The 22,034-nt window shown below is 72.7% G+C and carries 19 protein-coding genes; 14 read left to right on the plus strand and 5 right to left on the minus strand.

The features are described from left to right. Nucleotides 1-57 precede the first annotated feature (57 nt). On the minus strand, nucleotides 58-1,332 hold the full coding sequence (gene gabT, locus GA0074704_RS08170; protein ID WP_088969935.1) for a 4-aminobutyrate--2-oxoglutarate transaminase: 1,275 nt from the start codon (nucleotides 1,330-1,332) through the stop codon (nucleotides 58-60). Nucleotides 1,333-1,334: 2 nt separating this feature from the next. After that, the gene (locus GA0074704_RS08175) at nucleotides 1,335-2,771 is read right to left on the minus strand and encodes a gamma-aminobutyraldehyde dehydrogenase (RefSeq protein ID WP_088969936.1); all 1,437 of its coding nucleotides are present in this window, start codon (nucleotides 2,769-2,771) and stop codon (nucleotides 1,335-1,337) included. 140 nt (nucleotides 2,772-2,911) lie between these two features. Here GA0074704_RS08175 and GA0074704_RS08180 point away from each other — a divergent pair, with 140 nt between their 5' ends. After that, complete coding sequence (locus GA0074704_RS08180; RefSeq protein ID WP_088969937.1) at nucleotides 2,912-4,351, plus strand: aldehyde dehydrogenase family protein; 1,440 nt, start codon at nucleotides 2,912-2,914, stop codon at nucleotides 4,349-4,351. 7 nt (nucleotides 4,352-4,358) lie between these two features. On the opposite strand, the gene GA0074704_RS08185 is transcribed toward GA0074704_RS08180, so the two are convergent. Continuing rightward, nucleotides 4,359-5,591 (minus strand): SUKH-3 domain-containing protein, encoded by a 1,233-nt coding sequence (locus GA0074704_RS08185; protein WP_088969938.1) that lies wholly within the window; start codon nucleotides 5,589-5,591, stop codon nucleotides 4,359-4,361. 75 nt (nucleotides 5,592-5,666) lie between these two features. On the opposite strand from GA0074704_RS08185, the gene GA0074704_RS08190 reads away from it, so the two are divergent. From GA0074704_RS08190 to ahcY, 13 genes are all read left to right on the plus strand, one after another. Next, nucleotides 5,667-6,098, plus strand: a complete 432-nt coding sequence (locus tag GA0074704_RS08190; protein ID WP_331716650.1) for a YbaB/EbfC family nucleoid-associated protein — start codon at nucleotides 5,667-5,669, stop codon at nucleotides 6,096-6,098. Further along, nucleotides 6,091-6,435 (plus strand): hypothetical protein, encoded by a 345-nt coding sequence (locus tag GA0074704_RS08195; protein ID WP_088969939.1) that lies wholly within the window; start codon nucleotides 6,091-6,093, stop codon nucleotides 6,433-6,435. The genes GA0074704_RS08190 and GA0074704_RS08195 overlap by 8 nt, the downstream gene beginning before the upstream one ends. A gap of 18 nt (nucleotides 6,436-6,453) precedes the next feature. Continuing rightward, a complete protein-coding gene (locus GA0074704_RS08200; RefSeq protein WP_088969940.1) occupies nucleotides 6,454-11,010 on the plus strand; it encodes a toxin glutamine deamidase domain-containing protein in 4,557 nt (1,518 codons plus the stop codon). Further along, nucleotides 11,007-11,441: a hypothetical protein gene (locus GA0074704_RS08205; RefSeq protein WP_088969941.1), complete on the plus strand. Its 435-nt coding sequence runs from the start codon at nucleotides 11,007-11,009 to the stop codon at nucleotides 11,439-11,441. Before GA0074704_RS08200 ends, GA0074704_RS08205 begins: the two co-directional genes overlap by 4 nt. Nucleotides 11,442-11,483: 42 nt before the next feature. Continuing rightward, complete coding sequence (locus GA0074704_RS28705) at nucleotides 11,484-11,672, plus strand: hypothetical protein (RefSeq protein ID WP_157743624.1); 189 nt, start codon at nucleotides 11,484-11,486, stop codon at nucleotides 11,670-11,672. Next, entirely contained in the window at nucleotides 11,669-12,367 is a 699-nt protein-coding gene (gene nfi, locus GA0074704_RS08210; RefSeq protein WP_088969942.1) for a deoxyribonuclease V, read from the plus strand. Before GA0074704_RS28705 ends, nfi begins: the two co-directional genes overlap by 4 nt. Nucleotides 12,368-12,504: 137 nt before the next feature. Continuing rightward, the gene (locus GA0074704_RS08215) at nucleotides 12,505-13,596 is read left to right on the plus strand and encodes a hypothetical protein (protein ID WP_088973538.1); all 1,092 of its coding nucleotides are present in this window, start codon (nucleotides 12,505-12,507) and stop codon (nucleotides 13,594-13,596) included. Nucleotides 13,597-13,665: 69 nt separating this feature from the next. Next, on the plus strand, nucleotides 13,666-15,051 hold the full coding sequence (locus GA0074704_RS08220) for a phosphomannomutase/phosphoglucomutase (protein ID WP_088969943.1): 1,386 nt from the start codon (nucleotides 13,666-13,668) through the stop codon (nucleotides 15,049-15,051). Between the two features lie 61 nt (nucleotides 15,052-15,112). Beyond that, complete coding sequence (locus GA0074704_RS08225; protein ID WP_088969944.1) at nucleotides 15,113-15,325, plus strand: Trm112 family protein; 213 nt, start codon at nucleotides 15,113-15,115, stop codon at nucleotides 15,323-15,325. A gap of 5 nt (nucleotides 15,326-15,330) precedes the next feature. Continuing rightward, nucleotides 15,331-16,524, plus strand: coding sequence for an SIS domain-containing protein (locus tag GA0074704_RS08230; RefSeq protein ID WP_088973539.1), 1,194 nt, complete (start codon nucleotides 15,331-15,333; stop codon nucleotides 16,522-16,524). A gap of 61 nt (nucleotides 16,525-16,585) precedes the next feature. Continuing rightward, entirely contained in the window at nucleotides 16,586-17,590 is a 1,005-nt protein-coding gene (locus GA0074704_RS08235) for a cation diffusion facilitator family transporter (protein ID WP_088969945.1), read from the plus strand. A gap of 2 nt (nucleotides 17,591-17,592) precedes the next feature. Continuing rightward, nucleotides 17,593-18,756, plus strand: coding sequence for a mannose-6-phosphate isomerase, class I (gene manA, locus GA0074704_RS08240; RefSeq protein WP_088969946.1), 1,164 nt, complete (start codon nucleotides 17,593-17,595; stop codon nucleotides 18,754-18,756). 290 nt (nucleotides 18,757-19,046) lie between these two features. Beyond that, a complete protein-coding gene (gene ahcY / locus GA0074704_RS08245) occupies nucleotides 19,047-20,546 on the plus strand; it encodes an adenosylhomocysteinase (RefSeq protein ID WP_088969947.1) in 1,500 nt (499 codons plus the stop codon). Nucleotides 20,547-20,987: 441 nt separating this feature from the next. On the opposite strand, the gene GA0074704_RS29030 is transcribed toward ahcY, so the two are convergent. Both GA0074704_RS29030 and GA0074704_RS08250 read right to left on the minus strand, forming a co-directional pair. Continuing rightward, entirely contained in the window at nucleotides 20,988-21,134 is a 147-nt protein-coding gene (locus GA0074704_RS29030) for a hypothetical protein (RefSeq protein ID WP_172880475.1), read from the minus strand. Next, entirely contained in the window at nucleotides 21,131-22,003 is an 873-nt protein-coding gene (locus tag GA0074704_RS08250; protein WP_088969948.1) for a tetratricopeptide repeat protein, read from the minus strand. Before GA0074704_RS08250 ends, GA0074704_RS29030 begins: the two co-directional genes overlap by 4 nt. Nucleotides 22,004-22,034: the final 31 nt, after the last annotated feature.

The following is a 22,034-nucleotide window of genomic DNA, read 5'->3' on the forward strand; positions in this document are numbered from 1 at the left end:
GGTGAGAGCGCCCGTGGTGCCCCACGTTCCGGAGCCGGCTGTCGGGACGGCCGGCGGTCAGCCGAAGGCTTCCTCCAGGATGTCCAGGCCGCGGGCCAGCTCGTCTTCGGAGATCACCAGCGGTGGCAGGAAACGCAGCACGTTGCCGTAGGTGCCGCAGGTCAGGGTGAGCAGCCCGGCGGCGTGGCAGGCCGCCGAGACCGCCGCCGTGGCGGCCGGGTCCGGGGTGAGGGTGCCGGGCACGACGATCTCCACGGCCAGCATCGCGCCCCGGCCGCGTACCTCGGCGATCCGCGGGTCGCGGGCGGCGATGCCGCGCAGCCGGTCACCCATCACCTGGCCGATCCGCCGGGCGGCGGCGGCCAGGTCCAGCTCACGCAGGGTCTCGATGGCCGCCAGGGCCGCCGCGCAGGCGATCGGGTTGCCACCGTACGTGCCGCCGAGCCCACCGACGTGCACCGCGTCCATCAGCTCCGCCCGCCCGGTCACCGCCGCCAGCGGCAGCCCGCCGGCGATACCCTTGGCCAGGGTGACCAGGTCCGGTTCGACGCCCTCGTGCTGGCAGGCGAACCAGTCCCCGGTGCGGCAGAAACCGGTCTGGATCTCGTCGGCGACGAAGACCACCCCGGCGCGCGTCGCCCACTCGCGCAACGCCGGCAGGAACCCCTGCGCGGGTACGACGAAGCCGCCCTCGCCCTGGATCGGCTCGATCAGCAGCGCCGCCACGTTCTCCGCGCCGACCTGCTTCTCCACCATCTCGATCGCCCGGGCGGCGGCGGTCGGCCCGTCCAGCCCGCCGTCGCGCAGCGGGTACGACATCGGCACCCGGTAGACCTCCCCGGCGAACGGCCCGAACCGGTGCTTGTACGGCATGTTCTTCGCCGTCAACGCCATGGTCAGGTTCGTCCGCCCGTGGTACGCGTGGTCGAAGACCACCACCGCCGGCCGCCCCGTCGCGTGCCGGGCGATCTTGACGGCGTTCTCCACCGCCTCGGCACCGGAGTTGAACAGCGCCGAGCGCTTCTCGAAGTCACCCGGGGTCAGCGCGTTGAGCTGCTCGCAGACCGCCACGTACGACTCGTACGGCGCGACCATGAAGCAGGTGTGGGTGAAGCGTTCCACCTGCGCCTTGACCGCCTCGACGACCCGGGGAGCGGAGTTGCCGACGTTGGTGACCGCGATGCCGGCGGCGAAGTCGATCCACTCCCGACCCTCGACGTCGGTGATCGTGCCGCCGCCCGCATGGTCCACGTACGCGCTGATCGTGCTGCCGACGCCGCGTGCGACGGCCGCGCCCCGCCGCTTGTGCAGCTCCTCGCTGCTCACGCTCATGGTCAGGCCTCGATGTTGTGCATGACGTGCTTGATCCGGGTGTAGTCCTCCAGGCTGTAGACCGAGAGGTCCTTGCCGTGCCCGGAGTGCTTGAAGCCGCCGTGCGGCATCTCCGAGACGAACGGGATGTGCGTGTTCACCCAGACGCAGCCGAAGTCCAGCCGGCGGGTCATCCGCATCGCCCGGCCGTGGTCCCTGGTCCACACCGAGGCGGACAGGCCGTAGTCGACGCCGTTGGCCCAGCGCACCGCCTCGTCCTCGTCGGAGAAGCGCTGCACGGTGATGACCGGCCCGAACACCTCCTGCTGGATGATGTCGTCGGCCTGACGCACCCCGGAGACCACGGTCGGGGCGTAGAAGTAGCCGCGCTCGCCGAGCCGGGAGCCGCCGGTCTGCACCGCCGCGTGGTCGGGGAGGTTGTCGACGAAGCCGCTGACCCGGGCCAACTGGTTGGCGTTGTTCAGCGGGCCGTAGAGCACGTCCGCGTCGTCCGGCGCGCCGGTCTTCGTGTTGCGGGCCTGCTCGGCCAGCGCCGCGACGAAGTCGTCGTGGACGCCCGGGCCGGCCAGCACCCGGGTCGCCGCCGTGCAGTCCTGACCGGCGTTGAAGTAGCCGCCGACCGCGATCGCCTCGGCCGCCGCCGCCACGTCCGCGTCGTCGAAGATCACCACCGGGGCCTTGCCGCCCAACTCCAGGTGGGTGCGCTTGAGGTCCGGCGCGGCGGCGGAGGCGACCTCCATGCCCGCGCGGGTCGAGCCGGTGATCGACACCAGCTGCGGCGTCGGGTGCGACACGAGGGTACGACCGGTGTCCCGGTCGCCGCAGACCACGTTGAACACCCCCGGCGGGAAGAACTCCGCGGCGATCTCGGCCAGCAGCAGCGTTGACACCGGCGTGGTGTCCGACGGCTTGAGCACCACCGTGTTGCCGGCCGCCAGGGCAGGGGCGATCTTCCAGACCGCCATCATCAGCGGGTAGTTCCAGGGCGTCACCTGGGCGCAGACGCCGATCGGCTCCCGCCGCACGTACGACGTGTGCCCGGCCATGTACTCACCCGCCGAGCGGCCCTCCAGCAGGCGGGCGGCGCCGGCGAAGAAGCGGAACTGGTCCACCGCCGGCGGCAACTCCTCCTCGGCGGTCAGCTGGCGGGGCTTGCCGGTGTTGCGCACCTCGGCGTCGACCAGCTCGGCCGCCCGGGACTCGACGGCGTCCGCGAGCCTGAGCATCGCCTTCTGCCGCTCACCCGGGGTGGCGTCCCGCCAGCCCTCGAAGGCGTCGGCGGCGGCCTTCATCGCCGCGTCGACGTCGGCCCTACCGGAGACCGGGGCCTGGGCGAAGACCTCCCCGGTGCACGGGTCGATCAGGTCGGCGTAGCCGCCGTCCACCGGGTCGACGTACTCGCCGTTGACGAAGTTGCGCAGCTGCTGCTGGTCGCTCATGAGGATGTCTCCGAGGGGTGGCCGGGGGAGGTGAGCGGAGGTTATCGCAATCTGACTGCCATCTTGGCTACTGAATTCGCGGCAGACAAGGTCTTGGGCAACTGTTTCCGCGCGAACCTGCGTCGTCTACGCTCCGGAGCGTGGAGCCGAGAGCCTTCTATGTAGCCGGCCGCCCCGCACACGGCGAGGGCGAACTGACCGTCACCCACCCGTACGACGGCAGGACGGTGGGGCGTACCAGCTGGGCCACGCCCGACCAGGTCGAAGCCGCCGTCGCCGCCGCGGCCGGAGTGGCCGCCCAGGCCGCGGCCCTGCCCGCGCACGCCCGCGCGGCGGCCCTGGACCACGTCTCCCGGCGGCTCGCCGAACGGGCCGACGAGGTCGCCGAGCTGATCACCGCCGAGAACGGCAAGCCGGTCAAGTGGGCGCGCGCCGAGGTCGGCCGGGCGGTCTCCACCTTCCGCTGGGCGGCCGAGGAGGCCCGGCGCTTCTCCGGCGAACTGCAACGCCTCGACACCGACCCGGCGGCCAACGGCCGGATCGCCCTGGTCCGGCGGGTGCCCCGCGGGCCCGTCCTCGGCATCGCGCCGTTCAACTTCCCGCTCAACCTGGTCGCCCACAAGGTCGCCCCGGCCATCGCCGTCGGTACGCCGATCGTCGTCAAGCCCGCCCCGGCCACCCCGCTGACGGCGCTGCTGCTCGGCGAACTCCTCGCCGAGACCGACCTGCCCGAGGGCGTCTTCTCGGTGCTGCCGCTGCCCAACGAGCGCGCCGCCGAACTCGTCGCCGACCCCCGGCTGCCCGTGGTCTCCTTCACCGGCTCCGGGCCGGTCGGCGCGGCCATCCGCCGGGCCGCGCCGGAGAAGCACGTCACGCTGGAACTTGGCGGCAACGCCGCGGCGGTGATCTGCGAGGACTGGTCCTCCGACGAGGACCTGACCTTCGCGGCGCACCGGATCGCCACCTTCGCCAACTACCAGGCCGGGCAGTCCTGCATCGCCGTGCAGCGGGTCTACGTGCACGAATGGCTCTACGACGGGTTCCTGCCCCGGTTGGTCGCCGCCGTGCAGGCGCTGCGCACCGGCGACCCCTCGTCGGAGCTGACCGACGTGGGGCCGCTGGTGTCCGTCGAGGCCGCCACCCGGGTCGAGGCGTGGGTGGACGAAGCCGTCGCCGCCGGGGCCACCATCGAGGTCGGCGGTCGGCGCGACGGCGCCACCTACCCGCCGACCGTGCTCTCCGGGGTGCCGGCGGACGCGAAGGTGTGCCGGGAGGAGGTGTTCGGGCCGGTGCTGGTGGTCGCCCCGGTCGCCGACGACCGGGCCGCGTTCGCCGCCGTCAACGACTCCGCGTACGGGTTGCAGGCCGGCGTCTTCACACACCGGTTGGACGTCGCCTTCACCGCCTCGCGGGTCCTGGAGGTCGGTGGGGTGATCGTCGGCGACGTGCCGTCGTACCGGGCCGACCAGATGCCGTACGGCGGGGTGAAGGGGTCCGGGGTGGGACGGGAGGGGCTGCGCAGCGCGATGGAGGACTACACCGAGCCGCGGGTGACGGTGCTGACCGGGGTGGAGCTGTAGCGACCGGTCACCAGGTGCCATCGTCGCGTACCCGGGCGGGGGCGATGCCGAGCAGCAGGTTGGTCAGGGCGGTGTCGATGTCCGGGCCGATGAACCACTCGCCCGCCTGGTCCAGGGCGAAGATCCGGCCGTGCTCGTCGACGGCGAGGATGCTGTCCTGCCGCTCGGTGCCGATCGGGAAGAGACGTACGCCGAGGACCTGGGCGAAGTCGGCGAGGGTGTCGGCGGTGTGCGCGGCCCAGACCGGGTTGGTGTCGAACTGACGGATCCAGATCTCCCGGCCGGGGCGGCGTCTCAGCGTCACGATCGCCGGGAAGTCCAGGAAGACTCGCGTGGCGGCCGGGAAGGGCTCATGGCGATGCGTCCTTCCGGTCACCTCACACGTCTCCGCCATGGCACCATCCGCCAGAACGTCGTTCAGCTCGTGCTGATCCCAACCGCCGTCGGCGAGTGCCTGGGCGACCTCCGGCGGGAAGCGGTCCGGATGAGGTATCGGCTGCTGACGAAGGGGCGGGGTCTCGCTGAGCCGGCCGAGTTCACCCCACGGCAGGACTCCGAACTGGACCAGCGCCCTCGTGCAGGACTCGCAGATGTCCCGCACCTCGCCGCCGTTGCGGTCGCCCGGTTCGCGGATCTGGAAGACCTGGAGCCGGCTGCCCTCGAAGAGCGTCATCGCGTCCCCGACGGTCAACGGTCCGTCGCCGGTGGCCTCGCGGCGGTGGTCGTACTCGTGCAGGACGTCGGAGACGACGATGATCTCGGCGTGCCGCTCGCCGCCGCGGACCAGGCGTCCCGCCGGCAGGCCGTCCAGGTAGGCGCGGACCATCGGGTGGTGGTTGAGCTCGACGTCGCCCTTGGCGCCGTGCGCCACGTACGTCCGACCTTCGACGGTGAGATGGGCGGCCGTGCCGGGCGTCGGCAGCCGGCGGATCTCGCGCAGCAGCTGACTGGCCGGGTCGACCGTGCGCGGGGCCGGGTCGGCGGGGCGGCTGCGCCGGTACATCTGCTCGACCACGGCGGCGGGCACCCGCGGCCAGGTGGAGACGTCGCCGGTCTCCTTGTCGACCACCGTGGTGGGCAGGTCACCCGGCAGCGCCTGCGCATCGCGGGCCACTGTGGACCGGATGATGTAGCCGAGGTCGAACTCGTCGACCGTGGCCCGACACTCGAATCCCAGGCGCTGCGAGTCGCGGCGGGCCCAGACCGTGGCGAGCTGCTCGGCTTGCTGGCGATCGATCACAGCCGTGAAACTACCGGACCCCACGGATTCGTGGCGCCCGGTATGGTCTCCCTGACTGAACGTGACCGGGGGAGGGTGACGTTGACCGAGAGTGTCGACCGGGACGCCAATCGTGCGCTCCGGGCCCGCTTCGACGACGTGTACGGGCAGTACCAACGGCTCAGGTCCGGGTTGGACGAACTACAGGCCAGGCTGGCCGAGCTGCGGGTCACCGAACGGTCGGACGACGGGCAGGTGACCGCGACCGTCGGCGCGCGCGGGCAGGTGATCTCGGTGGAGCTCTCCCCGGCCGTCTTCCGGGACCGGGACGCCGAGGTGTTGAGTCGGAAGATCACCCGGACGGTGCAGCGGGCCGCCACTGCGGCCACCACGGCGACGCAGGAGCTGGTCGGCGGCTACCTCCCCGACGGGCCCGGGTCGGCGGAGTTCCTGCGCAGCGGCGACTTCGGGGCGCTGCTGGGCCGGGCGGACGCGGCGCTCCGCGGCGAGGGCGGCCCGCGTGACTGAGGAACAGCTCTGGCTCGATCCCGAGCGCGCCCGTCGCGGGGCCACCGATCTCCACCTGGCCGGGGAGGACGTCACCGCCAGGCGACACGAGGTGGGTGGCGCGATCGCGGCGGCCAGCTCGCAGCGGCCCTGGGGCCGGGACGACATCGGGGCCGCGTTCGAGAAGAACTACCGGACGTACGAGGGCATGCTGCTGCGCGCCTGGGAGGGCCTGGGCGAGGCGATCCAGCGGCTGGGCACCGACGTGACGACCTCCGTCACCGCCACCGTGGACGTCGACGTCACCAGCGGCCAGCGACTGGACGGGATATCCGGCCGGCACGGCTCCCGGCACTGATCGACGCGGAGGACCGGCGTGACCATCCTGCCCAGCCCGATCCCGCATCCGCTTGACTTCTGCCCCTGGCACCTGCCCGGCTGGGTCTACGAGGCCCTCGACTGGGTCGTCGGGGTGGAGTGGCCGGAGGGCAACGAACGCTCGGTGTGGGACCTGGCCGACCAGTGGTACGCCGTCGCCGGGACACTCGCCGGTCCGCGGGCCGACGCGGTCGCCGCCGCCGCCGAGGTGGGCAGCGGCTACGGCGGCGGCGGGATGGTGGCCGAGGCGTTCGACGCCGCCTGGCGGCGGATCGCCGACGGTGAGGACGCGCCACTTGGCGTCCTGCTCGCCTTCACCGACGACCTCGGCCGGCTGGTCGAGGGGTGCGGCACCGACATCGAGGCGGCCAAGCTCGAGGTCTGGATCGAGTTGGGCATCCTCGTCGTCGAGCTGATGTCCGTGGCGGTGCTCGCCGTGGCGACCGCCGGCGCCGCCTCGCCGGCCGCCGGTGCGGCGGTCACCGCCAGCCGCGCCGTGGTGCAGCAGATCTTCAAGCGACTGCTGGTGCAGCTCGCCAAGAAGGAACTGAAGAAGGGGCTCAAGGAGGCCGGGGAGCGGGCCGCCAAGGAGGTCGCCAGGGGCGGCCTGCGCGGGTTGGGGCGGCACGCCGTGAAGGGTGGCCTGGAGGAGGCCGCCGAGGAGGCCGGCGTCAGCCTGGCCACCCAGGCATACCAGAACACCACCGGCCGCCGCGACGGCCTCGATCTCGTCGACCTCGGCACCTCCGCCCTGGGTGGGGCGGCCGGGGGAGCGGTGGCGCCTCTGGCCGGTCTTGGCCGGCACGCGCACGGCCGGGGTGCGCGGATCGCGGAGCACTTCGGGCGGGAGATGGGCGGTGAGACCCTGGCCGAAGGCGCCGCCGGGTTGGCCACCGGCCAGGGTATCCTTTCGCTGGAGGATGCCGCTCGTGCCGCCGTCTCCGGGACCACCGGTTCGGCCACCGGGCAGGTGGACCACGCGCTGCGTTCGGGCCTCGACGGGCGGATGGCGGCCCTGGGGGCGCCCATCGCCCCGATGGAGCTGCCGCTCGCATCGCCACCGGAGCTGGCGGGCGGGATCACGGCAGACGCCGGCGCGGGACACTCGGCTGGGGCTGGGGCTGGGGCTGGGGCTGGGGCTGGGGCTGGGGCTGACGGGCGGATCCCGGGGCCTCGGCCGGCGTCGCCGCTGGAGACGGTGGCACACCCGGTGTTCCCGGGCGTCGACCGGGCCGAGATCTCGGCCGACGTCAGCCACACCCCGTCCGTCGCTCAACACCAGTCGGCGTCCGCTGCACCCGTGACACCCGTCCAGCCCGCGGAGTCGACGGGCCCGGGCGTGTCGCTCTCCCACCAGGTCGAGTCCGCCCCAGTGGCCGTCGGACCGGTGTCCGTGGACGTTTCGACGGCGGAGGCCGTGGGCGTCAGCGAACCGAAGGCCGGACCCGTCTCGTCGGGCGAGGTGGGATCGTCGGCCCATGTCGGCCCGGCACTGTCGGCGGTCGCGGTCGACCCGTCGTCAACCGTGACGCCGCAGCACCAGTCGGGTGTCGTGACCGCAGGCCAACCGGCACCGCAGACGGCGACCGGCAACGGCCCGACCAACGCCACCGCCGCTCCGGTGCTGCCGACGGTCAACCTGGCCGCTCCCCAGGTGGATCCGATCGACGTCCGGACCCCGCCGAACGGCGCCGGAACCGGCGCCCTCGGCTCCCATGGCGCCGCCGTGTCACCCAGCCCCGTTGCTCCGCAGGCCGCCGCCACGGCCGGGGACGCGTCCATCCGCCACCCGACGATTCCGTCACCGGACAGGGCCACCCCTTCCATCCCGCACCAGCGGCACGGCTCCACCGGCCCGGCGGACCCCACCCTCCCGGCCACCGGAGGTGGCGTCACGCACCACGCGGAGGCGGATGCGGCCGGCGCCGCCCACCGGCGGTCGGTGTTCGAGGCCCTGAACCCCGGGACGCCCCTGACACCACCCGTGGATCCGCCGGCACCGCCTCCGGCCGCCGACCCCGCCGACCTGCGACCCCGAACCCCCGAGTGGTACGCGGCGGTCTGGGCAGCCGAGCGGGACGCCTTCGAGCGACGCCGCTACCAGGGCTACTTCGAGGCGCAGCGCAGGTGGTACGAGGACGGCAAGCGCGACGAGTTGGTTACTCGGACTCGCCGGTTGGCCGGCGCGCATCTGGAGCGCGCACGCTGGTTCAAGGTGCGGGCCCGGGAGATGGTCAGGGCGGGGCTGAACCTGCGAGCCCAGCACACCTTCGAGGCGAGCAGGCTGGCGGAGAAGGACTCCTACGACTACACCGACTACGCCCAGGCGGTCCACGAGGGCAATGCCGTCCGGGAGACCGTCTACGTCGACAGTCCGGAGGACTTCCGGCGGATCAACGACGACGTCGCGGACCTGGCCCTCGGTGCCGTGGAGACCGGCGACCGGTCGGCGCTGACCGGCGACGACGTACCACCGCCGACCGACCGGTCCCGCCCGTACGGCATCCCGGGTGGCCTCCGGCCGCCGCTCGCCCTGCACCAGACCGACCTCGAACGGCGGATGCCGCGCAACCCCGACGGCAGCGTCACGCGTACCGCCGATCCTCGGCAGGGCGGCTGGTTCGCGCTGGCCAACGACGGAGGTCCGGAGGCCGACCCGACCCGGGGCATCAACTGCCTGGACTGCACCCTGTCGCTCTACGACACCTGGGTGCACGGCCGGCCACGGGTCTCCGCCCCGCGTACCTTCGACGGCTACACCGACGGCGACATCCGCCGGCCCATCCTGGGTGAGAAGGGCGGCCCGCGCCGGGTGGAGGAGGTGACCGGCGGACGGTTCCAGAAGCTCGTCGGTGCTCCGGCGGGTGAACCGCGAGACCACGCGGCCGAGCACCACGCGGTGCAGCGCGGCTACCGCAACCTCCACGACCAGCTGCGCCTGGGCGGCCACGGGGCCTACGCCTTCCTCATCACGCAGTGGGAGGACGGCGGATCCCACGCCTGGGTGGCACTCAACCAGAACGGGACGATCCTCTACCTCGACCCACAGAGCGGAGCGGTCGACGATCGACCCCTCTACTCGCACACCGGCGGCAAGTTCGACGGCAATGTGGTGGGCATCGACGTTCTCGTGCTCGCCGGGGACGGTGACCCGTTACCGCTGGGCGGGCTGGCTCGCGGGCGCTTCAGCGAGTTGCCTGATCTGCCGCGGTACCCGTCGACCCCGGAGGACAAGGCCGGCCACGGCGATCCGTACGTGAACCGGCTCTACCTGCTCGACGGGCCGTCCGCACCGCCGTACATCGAGCCCCGGCCGCCCGGGGCACCTCCGACAGGACCAACTCCTCGCGGGGTCGGGGAGCCGGACGAGGTGCTGCGGCGGGAGCGGATCCAGGCTTACGAGTCCAGAGTCGCCGATGGCGTGTCGGTCGACGAGGTGCTGGCCCGAAGCGCCGACCTCGACGCGGTCTTCGCTGCCGGCGTACGCCCCGACGAACTCGCTGCGGCGGCGGATCCAGCCACCTTGAGGCGGCTGGCCCCGCACCTCGATGAGGCAGCCGCCGCGGACCTGGCCCAGATGTTCGCCGACAGTCGGGTCCAGCGGATGCTGGGCACCGCTTGGACAGAGCCGCCCGCCGAGCAGCCGACGCTCGCCGAGACGCTCGTCCGTGATCTGTCACAGCATCCCGACCTGGTGCGGATGATCCTGGACGAGCCGGAGTTGGCGAACCCGCTCACCGCACGCCCGGAGACCCTGCATCATCTCGCTGGGCAGCAGCGGGCACTCGACGTGCTGCGAGAGGTGCTCGACGACGTCAATGAGCGTGGCCCCGCCGCGGTGGCTGAAGCTGGCGATCTGGGCGGCGCAAACGTGGAACTGTTGACGGGCGAGCAGAAGGAAATCAGCAGCCGGCTGGCTGAGATCGGCTCCGCGCCGACACAGCCCGGCTTCGATCGCTCTCGAAAGGACGACAAGGCATATCGGGACGGCTGGGTGCGAAATCTGATCCGAGAAGCTGAAGGAGCGCAGTCGGAGCTACAGCAACTGGCCATCCGTGTGGCTGGAGACCATGGTGGGCATCCTGCTTGGCGTACGGAACAGAAAAAACTGAGCCGGATTGAGGACAAGCTCATCGAGTATGAGAACGACGCATCGAGGCTAAAGGATCTGGCCGGCGCAAAGGTGCAGTTCCGAACGTTGCGTGCGCTCTACCGAGCGCTTGACGACATAGGGAGTGACCGGGCGGTCCAAGTGGTGGGCGTCAAGGACCGGTTCCAGCAGCCGCAAGCGAGCGGCTACTGCGATGTGTTGTTGAACATTCGTACCTCTGGTGGCCATATCGGCGAGCTGCGCCTGCACCTGACCGAGGTGGACGAGGTGGCCGAGTGGGAGCATGAGTTGTACAAAGTGCGCCGTGATCTTGAGGCGCTCGCAGAGTCGGAGGGTCGCCAGGCGAGCGTTCGAGAATCGGCGATCGTCAAGGGCCTGCTTCGGCGGGGACGGGCGGCCTACCGGCATGCCCTGTCAGAGGCCGCCCAGGAGGATGAGGATTGAACAAGTCGCAGAGCCGTGGCTCGTCGAGATTCTTCGACTACTACGACAGCCCCCTGAAGCTCGTGGAGGTACCCGGCGGGAAGTTCACTGCGTGGCGGCTCTCGGACACGGGTGGATGGAACCGTGCTGATGACCTCATCAACAAAGTGCTCCTCGTCGGTGGAGACGAGATCCAAGAGATCACTCGCGACGACTTCGTCCAGTTGACTGAGCGTGAACGTGCCTACCGGTTGAAGGGCACGGGACCGGTCTTCGCTCTCTACGAGACCGTCCAGGCCATTCTCGACGTCCCCGACCGGGAACGCAGGTCCCTGACGCCAAGGGAGCGTGCCCTGGTCGGCGGCATCAGACGGAAGACGTTCGTGATGTTCGAGGAGGAACTTCAGCGGGCCGGCGATCCGGGCGCGGACCCGACCCTCGCCCAGGGGTGACAATGGGCGCCGGCGCTTGCCTGTCGGCAATAAGGTCCAGGCGTGCGGACCAGAGGGCTCGGCCGTGAGACGACCATGCTGCTGCTGGGCATGGCGATCGGCATCTATCTCGGCATGTGGATCTTCGGCGGCATCCTCGGGGTGGTCGTCGGCGTGGCGTACGGCAGCGCCCTGCACGCGGTCGGCTTCGACCGCCGGCGGGCGGAGGCCCGGCAGGGCCAGGCCGGGTGAGCGTCGCGGGGCGGGAGACGCCGGGCACGGTCGAGGAGGCGTACGCGATCCAGGACGCCCTGCGGCCCCTGGTCGACCTGGTCGGGCCGGGTCCGGCCGAGCCCGCGACGGTAGCCGGCCTGGACGTCGCGTACGCCGACGATGATGACCGGCTCGCGGCCGCTGTCACGGTGCTGGACGCGCGGAGCCTGGCCGTCGTGGATTCGGCCGTGGTGGTCGCCCGGCCGGCCTTCGGCTACGTGCCGGGGCTGTTCGCGTTCCGGGAGCTGCCCGCGCTGCTCGACGCGTTGGACCGGCTGGCCGTCCGCCCGGACCTGCTGATCTGCGACGGGCACGGGCTGGCCCATCCGCGCCGGTTCGGGCTGGCCTGCCACCTCGGTGTGGTGACGGGCCTGCCGACGGTCGGAGTGGGGAAGACGTCGCTGGTGGGCCGGTGGGAGCCGCCCGCGCCGCGGCGGGGTGCCTGGTCGGCGTTGCGGGACGACGACGGCGAGGTGCTGGGCCGGGTGCTGCGGACCCGGGACGGGGTGAAGCCGGTCTTCGTCAGCGTCGGGCACCGGGTCAGCCTCGACAACGCCTGCGCGCGGGTGCTGGCGGCGACGCCGCGTTACCGGCTGCCGGAGACCGTCCGCACCGCTGACCGGCTCTGTCGGGATGCCCTGCGGGGGCACCTCCGGCCGGGGCAGGGAAGGTAACGCCGCGCACATCCGGGCCGCTCTATGACCGGGGGCCCTTCGGGGCCGGTAGTAGCCTGTCCGCCGGACCCCGACCGAGGAGGACCGGCCCACTCGAAGGGACCGGGCCCCGTCCGGGGAGGAACTGCGAGGTGAACATGTCGGTACGTCGGCACGCGGCGCGGCTCGCGACGGTCTGCGCGCTGCTGGGCGGCCTGGTGGCCGCCGGGGCGTCACCGGCCCTCGCGGAGGACGACTCGGTGCGGGTGCGCTCGACCGACACGTTCAAGGCCGGTGGCTCGCCGGGCGGTGTCTCGGTGGAGGTTCGCAAGCGCAGCGACGGCTGCGTCCTGGTCCGCACGGTGCTCGGCCTGCGCCTCGACGGGCTCTCCGCCGATCAGGTGAAGGTGCAGGTCAACTTCGGTGGGCGCTGGTGGCCGGCACCGATCGGTGACGGTGGTCGCGGCGTGCAGACCGGCCCGACGACGCCGACCAATCCGACGCTCTGCAAGGGCAAGAGCGTCACCGTGAAGTACCGGGTGGCGTTCCTGGCCGGCGCGCCGGAGGGTTCGCTGACCCTCGTCGGCGAGGCCACCAACGCGTTCGGCAAGCCGCTGGACCGGGGGGCCGACCGGGCCCGGGTGGTCGGCGGTCAGGTCGCCGCGGCCACGCCCTCCGCGACGCCCAGCCCCACGCCGGAGCCGACGCCGACGCCGACCCCGAGCGCGGTCGCGACGGTGGATCCGGCGGTGCCCAGCCAGCCGGCTTCGGCGGTGGCCGCCGCCGTCGACACCCGCAGCGCCCAGCCGGTCGCCCAGAAGCAGAGTTCCGGAATGTCGCCGATCATGCTCGTCGGCCTGGCCCTGGTACTGGTCGGCGCGGGCCTGATCATCCTGCTGGTCCGTCGCTCGCGCGCCGACCGGGCCGCCGTGGAGGAGCCGGCCGCGGCCGATCCGTCGCCGTGGTCGGGCGCGCCGCTGCCGCGCAGCGCCGGCCCCACCACCTACCGCGCCGGCGGCGGGTCCGCGCCGGCGCCGAGCGGCCAGGTGTACGGCCAGCCGCCCGCCCCCTCGGGCGGCGTCTACGGTGCCCCGGCGCCCCGCCCGACCGGTGGCGTCTACGGCACCGGTGCCACCCCGGCCCCGCCCGCCGCTCCCACCCCGCCGGTTCAGGGCGGGCCGGGCACCCCACCGCCGGATGCGGCGAGTGGCGGCGACGCCACCACGGTGATGCCCCGCCTGCCCGGCTGAGCCGGGACGCCCCCTGCTCCTCCGATACGCTCAGGTGCGTTGACGACCTGCGGCTGAGGAGCGAAACCGGTGTCTGATCTGTCCCAGATCATCAAGGCCTACGACGTCCGGGGCACGGTCCCGGAGCAGTGGGACGAGCCGGTCGCCGAGGCCATCGGTGCCGCCTTCACCCAGTTCCTGGCCGCCACGGGCGAGCCGGGCGACGCGGTGGTGATCGGGCACGACATGCGGGCGACCTCGCCGGGCCTGGCCGCCGCCTTCGCGGCCGGCGTACGCGCCGAGGGGCGCGCGGTGATCGAGATCGGGCTGGCCTCCACGGACATGCTCTACTACGCCTCCGGCGCGCTCGACCTGCCCGGGGCGATGTTCACCGCCAGCCACAATCCGGCGAAGTACAACGGCATCAAGATGTGCCGGGCCGGCGCCCGCCCGATCGGGCAGGCCAGCGGGCTGGCCGAGATCCGGGACCGGGCCGAGGCGCTGCTGGAGAAGGGCGAGGCCGCCCCCGGCGGCGAGCCGGCCGCCCCGGCCGAGCAGCGGGACCTGCGCCCCGAGTACGCCGCCCACCTGCGGAAGCTGGTCGACCTCTCGGGCATCCGCCCGTTGAGGGTGGTCGTCGACGCCGGCAACGGCATGGGCGGGCACACCGTGCCCAGCGTGCTGGGCGACGCGGTGCTGCCGGCCCTGCCGCTGACGATCGTGCCGCTCTACTTCGAGCTGGACGGCAGCTTCCCCAACCACGAGGCCAACCCGCTGGACCCGGCGAACCTGGTGGACCTCCAGCGGGCCGTCGTCGCCCACGGGGCGGACCTGGGGCTGGCCTTCGACGGGGACGCCGACCGGTGCTTCGTGGTGGACGAGCGTGGCCGGCCGGTCTCCCCGTCGGCGATCACCGCCCTGGTGGCCGTCCGCGAGCTGGCCAAGCACCCCGGCTCCACGGTGATCCACAACCCGATCACCTCCGCGGCGGTGCCCGAGATCATCCGTGAGCAGGGCGGGCAGCCGGTGGTGGCCCGGGTCGGGCACTCGTTCATCAAGGCCGAGATGGCCCGGACCAACGCCATCTTCGGCGGGGAACACTCGGCGCACTACTACTTCCGGGACTTCTGGTTCGCCGACACCGGAATGCTGGCCGCCATGCACACCCTCGCCGCGCTCGGCGAGCAGCCGCTGCCCCTGTCCGAGCTGGCCGCCGCGTACGAACGCTACGTCGCCTCGGGTGAGATCAACTCCACGGTCGACGACCAGGTCGCCAAGGTGGCCGAGGTGCGGGCCGCGTACCCGCAGGCGGAGGTCGACGAGCTGGACGGGCTCACTCTGCGGTTCCCCGACGGCGCCTGGTTCAACCTGCGCGCCTCCAACACCGAGCCGTTGCTGCGGCTCAATGTCGAGGCCCCGTCCGAGGAGCGGATGATCTCGCTTCGCGACGAGGTGCTCGACCGGGTTCGCCGATAAGATCCCCTGCGCCGGTCGGCACCGCCGATCGGTCGACCGCACACGTGGAAGGAGCCGCGCCGTGGCCCTGGACCCGCAGTTGCTCGAGATCCTCGCCTGCCCGGACACGCACCACGCCCCGCTCGACTACGACCCGCAGGCGCAGACCCTGACCTGCACCGAGTGCGGCCGGATCTTCGAGGTCCGCGACGACGTGCCGGTGCTGCTGCTGGACGAGGCGCGGGGTGGCCCGGCCGCGGACGGCGGGCGTGACGCCTCGGCGGTCGACCGGTGATGGAGATGGACGGCACCGCCGGGGTGAGCGGCCACCGGCACGCCGACGAGGCACTGCTCGACGATCCCGCCCGGCTGGCCGAGAGCGATCCGGGCGGCATGCTGCGGTTCACCGCCTCGGCCGGCGCCCAGGTGCGCGAGTCCGCCGCGCTGGCCGCCGAGGCGAACCTGTCGGTGCTCACCGACGACCTGCGCGCCCGCGCGGTGGTGGTCGCCGGCATCGGCACGGCGGCGCGTACCGGTGACGTGCTGGCCACGGTCGCCGGCCCACGCTGTCCGGTGCCGGTCATCTCGCACCGCAGCGCCGGGGTGCCCGGTTGGGTGGGCGCGGCGGACGTGGTCATCGCGGTCAGCGCCTCCGGGCGCAGCCCCGAGGCGCTCGGCGCCGCCGAGGCCGCCCACCGGCGCGGCGCCCGGCTGGTCGCCGTCGGCGCACCCGACTCGCAGTTGCAGTCCGTCGCCGAGCGGGCCCGGGCACCGTTCATCCCGGTGCCCCGCCGCGCCCCGGCCCGGGCCAGCCTCTGGGCGCTCACCGTGCCGGTCCTGCTCGCCGCCCGTAGTCTCGGCCTCGTGAAGGTCAACGAGGCGGATCTGGCGGAGACCGCGGCGCGGCTCGACGCCGAGGCCGACCGGTGCCGGCCCACCGCCGAGTCGTTCGTCAACCCGGCGAAGTCGCTGGCCCTGGGGCTGGCCGGGTCGGTCCCGATCGTCTGGGGTTCGTCGCCGCTGGCCACCGTGGCGGCCCGCCGCTTCGGTGACACCCTGTCGGCCAACGCCCGCTATCCGGTGGTCACCGGCGCGCTGGGTGAGGCCGGCCGGGGCCGGGTCGGGCTGCTCGACGGTGTCTTCGGCGGGCTGTTCGAGTCGGGGCGGGACATCTTCGCCGACCCGGACGAGTCCGACGGCGACGCCACCCGGCTGCGACTGGTCATCCTGCGCGACGGCGGCCTCAACGCCGACGACGACACCGACGAGCCGCTGGCGGTGGAGGAGCGGCGCGCCGACGCCGTGCAGACCCTGGCCGAGCGGCGGGGCGTGCGCTGTGACGTGGTGACCGCCGAGGGCGGTTCCGCGCTGGAGCGGCTCGCCTCGCTGATGGCGGTGCCGGACTTCACCTCGATCTACCTCGCGCTCGCCCATGGCCTGGACCCGATGGCGGTCCCGGCGATCACCGAAATGAAGGAGCTGTCGAACCAGTGAGCGATCGGACGAACCGACCCGGCATGCACCGGCTGGCCATTGCCGGGACGGGGGCGGCGGCGTGAGCGCCAACGGCGGGACGAAGGCGATCATCGCCGCCCTGCTGGCCAACATCGGCATCGCCGTCACCAAGTTCATCGCCTTCCTGTTGACGGGCTCCTCGTCGATGCTGGCCGAGTCGATCCACTCGGTCGCCGACTCCGGTAACCAGGGGCTGCTGCTGCTCGGTGGCAAGCGGGCCAAGCGGGAGGCCACCCCGCAGCACCCCTTCGGCTACGGCCGGGAGCGCTACATCTACGCGTTCATCGTGGCGATCGTGCTGTTCACCCTGGGTGGCCTCTTCGCGCTCTACGAGGCGTACCACAAGTGGTCCGAGCCGCACGGCATCGACAGCTGGCAGTGGGTGCCGGTGACCGTGCTGGTGCTGGCGATCGGCATGGAGGGTTTCTCCTTCCGTACCGCCATCAAGGAGTCCAACCACACCCGCGGCAACCAGAGCTGGGTGCGGTTCATCCGCCGGGCGAAGGCGCCGGAACTGCCGGTGGTGCTGCTGGAGGACTTCGGCGCCCTGGTCGGTCTGGTCTTCGCGCTCTTCGGCGTCGGCATGACGCTGATCACCGGCAACGGCAGGTGGGACGCCGCGGGCACCGCGATGATCGGCATCCTGCTGGTGATCATCGCGATCGTGCTGGCGGTGGAGACCAAGAGCCTGCTGCTGGGTGAGGGTGCGGAGCCGAAGGACCTGGCGGCCATCGAGCGGGCCGTCACCGACGGCCCGGAGGTCGAGCGGATCATCCACATGAAGACCCTCTACCTCGGCCCCGAGGAGCTGATGGTGGCCGCGAAGATCGGCGTCCCGCGCTGCGAGAGCGCGGAGGCGCTGGCCCGCGACATCAACGCCGTGGAGGCCCGGATCCGGGAGGCCGTGCCGATCGCCCGGGTGATCTACCTGGAGCCGGACATCTACAGCGCCGCGGCGGAGCGAGCGGGCACCGGTGCCGCCGCGGACACCGCGGTACCGCAGCCGGAGTCCACCCCGGAAGCCGCCGGCCACTCCGGGAGCTGACCGTGGAGCTGCTGTACGGACCGATCCGGGACTACGCCTGGGGTTCCCGCTCGGCGATCGCCGAGTTGCAGGGGCGCCCGGTGCCCAGCGACGGCCCGGAGGCCGAGCTGTGGCTGGGCGCCCACCCGGGCGCACCGGCCACGGTGGACCGGGAGGGCACCCGGGTCAGCCTGGTCGACCTGCTGGTCGCCGAGCCGGACCACTGGCTCGGCGAGCGGATCGTCGGCCGGTTCGGCACCCGGTTGCCCTTCCTGCTGAAGGTGCTCGCCGCGGACGCCCCGCTGAGTCTTCAGGCCCATCCGGATCCGGAGCAGGCCCGGGCGGGGCACGAGGCGGACGCGGCGCGGGCGGCCGGCGAACGCAACTACGTCGACCCGTACCACAAGCCGGAGCTGCTGGTCGCGCTCTCGCCGATGGAGGCGCTCTGCGGGTTCCGTGACCCGGCCGTCTCGGCGGAGGCGCTGGCCCGGTTCGGCGTACCCGCGTTGGCGCCGGTGGTGGCCGCGTTGCGGGACGGTACGGCGGGGTTGCGGGAGGCCGTACGCACGCTGCTGACCTGGCCCGCCGCGCGGCGGGCCGGGCTGGCCGAGGCGGTGCTGGCCGCGGAGGTCGCCGGTCCGGACGCACAGCTGGCACGCTGGCTGGCGGCGACCTACCCGGCGGACCCGGGGGTGCTGGTGGCGTTGCTGCTCAACCACGTCCGGCTGGACCCCGGTGAGGGGATCTGGATGCCCGCGGGCAACCTGCACGCCTACCTGGGCGGCACCGGCGTGGAGATCATGGCGGCCAGCGACAACGTGCTGCGCGGCGGGCTCACCCCCAAGCGGATCGACGTGGACGAGCTGTTGCGGGTGCTCCGGTTCGAGGTGCTCGACGACCCGGTGGTACGACCGCAGCCGGTGTCGCCGGGGGTGGTGACCTGGCCGGTTCCGGTGGAGGACTTCGCGTTGCACCGGGTGACGGTGGACGCGTCCGGGCCGGGTGTGCGGTTGGCCCTGCCGGGCCCGCGGGTGGTGCTCTGCCGGACGGGGAAGCTGTCGGTGGACGACGGCGCCGGCGCGGTGACGCTGGACCCGGGCCAGGCGGCGGTCGGTACGGCGGCCGGCGGGGCCCTGGTCGTCGGCGGTGAGGGCGAGGCCTACGTCGCCAGCTGCGGCCTGCGCTGAGCCGCTTCGCGGCGTGCGCGGCGCTCCGGCGACTCGCCCAAGTCGGAAATTCCGGAAACGCTTGACGTGGCCAATGCGGAGTGTGACTCTATGAGTACGCAGCGTTGTCGCGACGATCGTCGGGGCACGCGCGCGGGGGAACCAAACCGGGGGGATGCACGGGGCGGCCGGCCCGTGGGCGGAAAGTCCGTCCACGCCGACCGCCCCGTGCGCTGTCCGCCCCCGCAGTCGGATCGACCCGCGCGTAAGGTAGAGGGTCGCGCACAGCTAATCGTTCGACAGGAGCTTCCATGACCAGCACCCTCCCGGCGGCCGCCAGCGGCTCGCCGACCGAGGCCCGGCCGAGCACCCTCGGCGAGGGCGACTACAAGGTGGCGGATCTGTCGCTCGCCGAGTTCGGGCGCAAGGAGATCCAGCTCGCCGAGCACGAGATGCCGGGCCTGATGGCGATCCGTCGCGAGTTCGCCGAGGCGCAGCCGCTGGCCGGCGCGCGGATCACCGGCTCGCTGCACATGACCATCCAGACCGCCGTCCTGATCGAGACCCTGGTCGCGCTCGGCGCGCAGGTCCGCTGGGCGTCCTGCAACATCTTCTCCACGCAGGACCACGCCGCCGCCGCGATCGTGGTCGGCCCGACCGGCACCCCCGACAACCCGGCCGGTGTGCCCGTGTACGCCTGGAAGGGCGAGAGCCTCGAGGAGTACTGGTGGTGCACCGAGCAGGTGCTGAACTGGCCGGACGGCCAGGGCCCCAACATGATCCTCGACGACGGCGGTGACGCCACCCTGCTGGTGCACAAGGGCGCCGAGTTCGAGAAGGCCGGCGTGGTCCCGCCGGTCGAGTCCGCCGACTCCGAGGAGTACGCGGTCATCCTGAACGTCCTGCACCGCTCGCTCGCCGAGGACGGCCAGCGCTGGACCCGGATCGCCGCCGGCATCAAGGGCGTGACCGAGGAGACCACCACCGGCGTGCACCGTCTCTACGAGATGCACCGCGACGGCAAGCTGCTCTTCCCGGCCATCAACGTCAACGACTCGGTGACCAAGAGCAAGTTCGACAACAAGTACGGCTGCCGGCACTCGCTCATCGACGGCATCAACCGGGCCACCGACGTGCTGATCGGTGGCAAGATGGCCGTCGTTCTCGGCTACGGCGACGTGGGCAAGGGCTGCGCGGAGTCGCTGCGCGGCCAGGGCGCCCGGGTCGTGGTGACCGAGGTCGACCCGATCTGCGCCCTCCAGGCGGCGATGGACGGCTACCAGGTCGCCACCCTGGACGACGTGGTCGAGCAGGCGGACATCTTCATCACCGCCACCGGCTGCTTCGACGTCATCACCAACGAGCACATGGCCCGGATGAAGCACCAGGCCATCGTCGGCAACATCGGCCACTTCGACAACGAGATCGACATGGCCGGCCTGGCGAAGCGTTCGGACGTCACCCGGGAGAACATCAAGCCGCAGGTCGACCTGTGGCGCTTCGACGACGGCCACGCCATCATCGTGCTCTCCGAAGGCCGTCTGCTGAACCTGGGCAACGCCACCGGCCACCCGAGCTTCGTGATGTCGAACTCGTTCGCCAACCAGACCATCGCCCAGATCGAGCTCTTCACCAAGACCGAGGAGTACCCGATCGGCGTCTACGTGCTGCCGAAGCACCTGGACGAGAAGGTCGCCCGGCTGCACCTGGCCGCGCTCGGCGCCAAGCTGAGCACGCTCACCAAGGAGCAGGCCGCCTACCTGGGCATCTCGCCGGAGGGCCCGTTCAAGTCCGAGCACTACCGCTACTGATCCACACCGAGGACCGGGTCGGCCGCCGCGCGGCCGGCCCGGTCCTTTCGTGTACGCCGTCCACCCGCCGTGCCTGTTCACCAAGGGTGATCGCTCGACGTGGTGGCGCAGTGTGACCGCGTGGCGCGGGAGCCACCACAGCCCTCGGCGCCTTTGCTCTGCTGCGCCCGACGCAACACCGCGTTGAGCTGGCCTTCTACGCGATCGAGCCTCGCCGGCCTATCAGCGATCCGTCACCCTCCGTGCCTGTTGCGCGCGTTGCAGCAGAGCAAAGGGAGGGCGGGGATGGTGGCGTGCCGGCGGGCCGGTCACCGTCGGTGGCCGGGCGGGATCGGTGCGACACCCTGGGTGGTCGCGGCGGACGCGGCGGACGGGGCGGACGGGGCGGACCGGGCGGGGCCGCTCGACCAGGAGCGACGGCCCGGGCAGCGGATCGGGTGGTCAGGGGCGGCGGGAAGGGCGGATCCAGGTCCAGACGCACCAGGCCAGCCAGCCCAGCGAGACGAGGGTTGCCAGGGCGCGGAGCCGCAGCGCGCTGAGCAGCAGCACCACGACCAGCACGGCCAGCCACGGCCCGAAGCCCTTCACGACCGCCACCTGCCGAGGACCAGTCGCCGGACCAGGGCCGGGGCGACCCAGGACCAGACGCAGTACACCAGCCACAGCAGGCCGACCAGGCCGGCGACCGGCTCCAGCCCGGCCAGGTTCAGCGCCACTACCGTCCCCACCGCGATCAGCCAGGTACGCAGCACCCCGAGCCGGTAGAGCGGGCGCAGCGGCAGCAGCAGCGGGTGGGCGTACACCCGGGACTGCCAGGCGGCGTCGGCGTAGTCGGCGTCGGTCGGGTCCTGGGCCACCGCCTGGCCGAACGAACGGTGGGCCACCCCCACCTGCCCCCGCTCGCCGGCCATCGCGCCGTGCAGGAACAGCGCGGCCGGGTGGTCGGGCCAGCGGCCGAGGAAGTCCTTGGCGATCCGCTGCGCGGTGCGGTCGTCGCCGGCGGCGTAGGCGAGCTGGAACCGGGAGACCCACACGAGCGGGTGCTCGGGTGCCAGCGTGGCGGCCCGGTCGACCAGCTGCGCCGCCTTGCCGGTCTGGCCGACCATCGCGCAGAGGTCGGCGTACTGGCAGAGCAGCCAGACGTGCTGCGGTTCCACGGCCAGGCCGTCGAGCAGGGCCCGCTCGGCGCCGGCGTGGTCGCCCTGGTGGCGTAGCGCCAGCCCCAGCCGGCCGAACAGTTCGGCGTCCGGACCGGTCTCGGCGAGGCCCTGCCGGGCCGTGTCGGCGACGGCTGACCACCGTTGCAGGTCGGTCAGCGCGGCGGCCCGCAGCTGGAAGGCCCGCCGCTGGGTGGCCTCCGGGCCGGCGAGCCGGCCCAGCTCGGTCAGGGCCTCGTCGGCGCGGTTGAGGTCGAGCAGGGCCGCCACCCGGTCGAACTGCCGGTCGGGGGCGGTCACCGGTCGGCTCCGGTCCGGCCGGCTCCGGTGG

The sequence above is a fragment of the Micromonospora siamensis genome, from assembly GCF_900090305.1.
GTDB lineage: Bacteria > Actinomycetota > Actinomycetes > Mycobacteriales > Micromonosporaceae > Micromonospora > Micromonospora siamensis.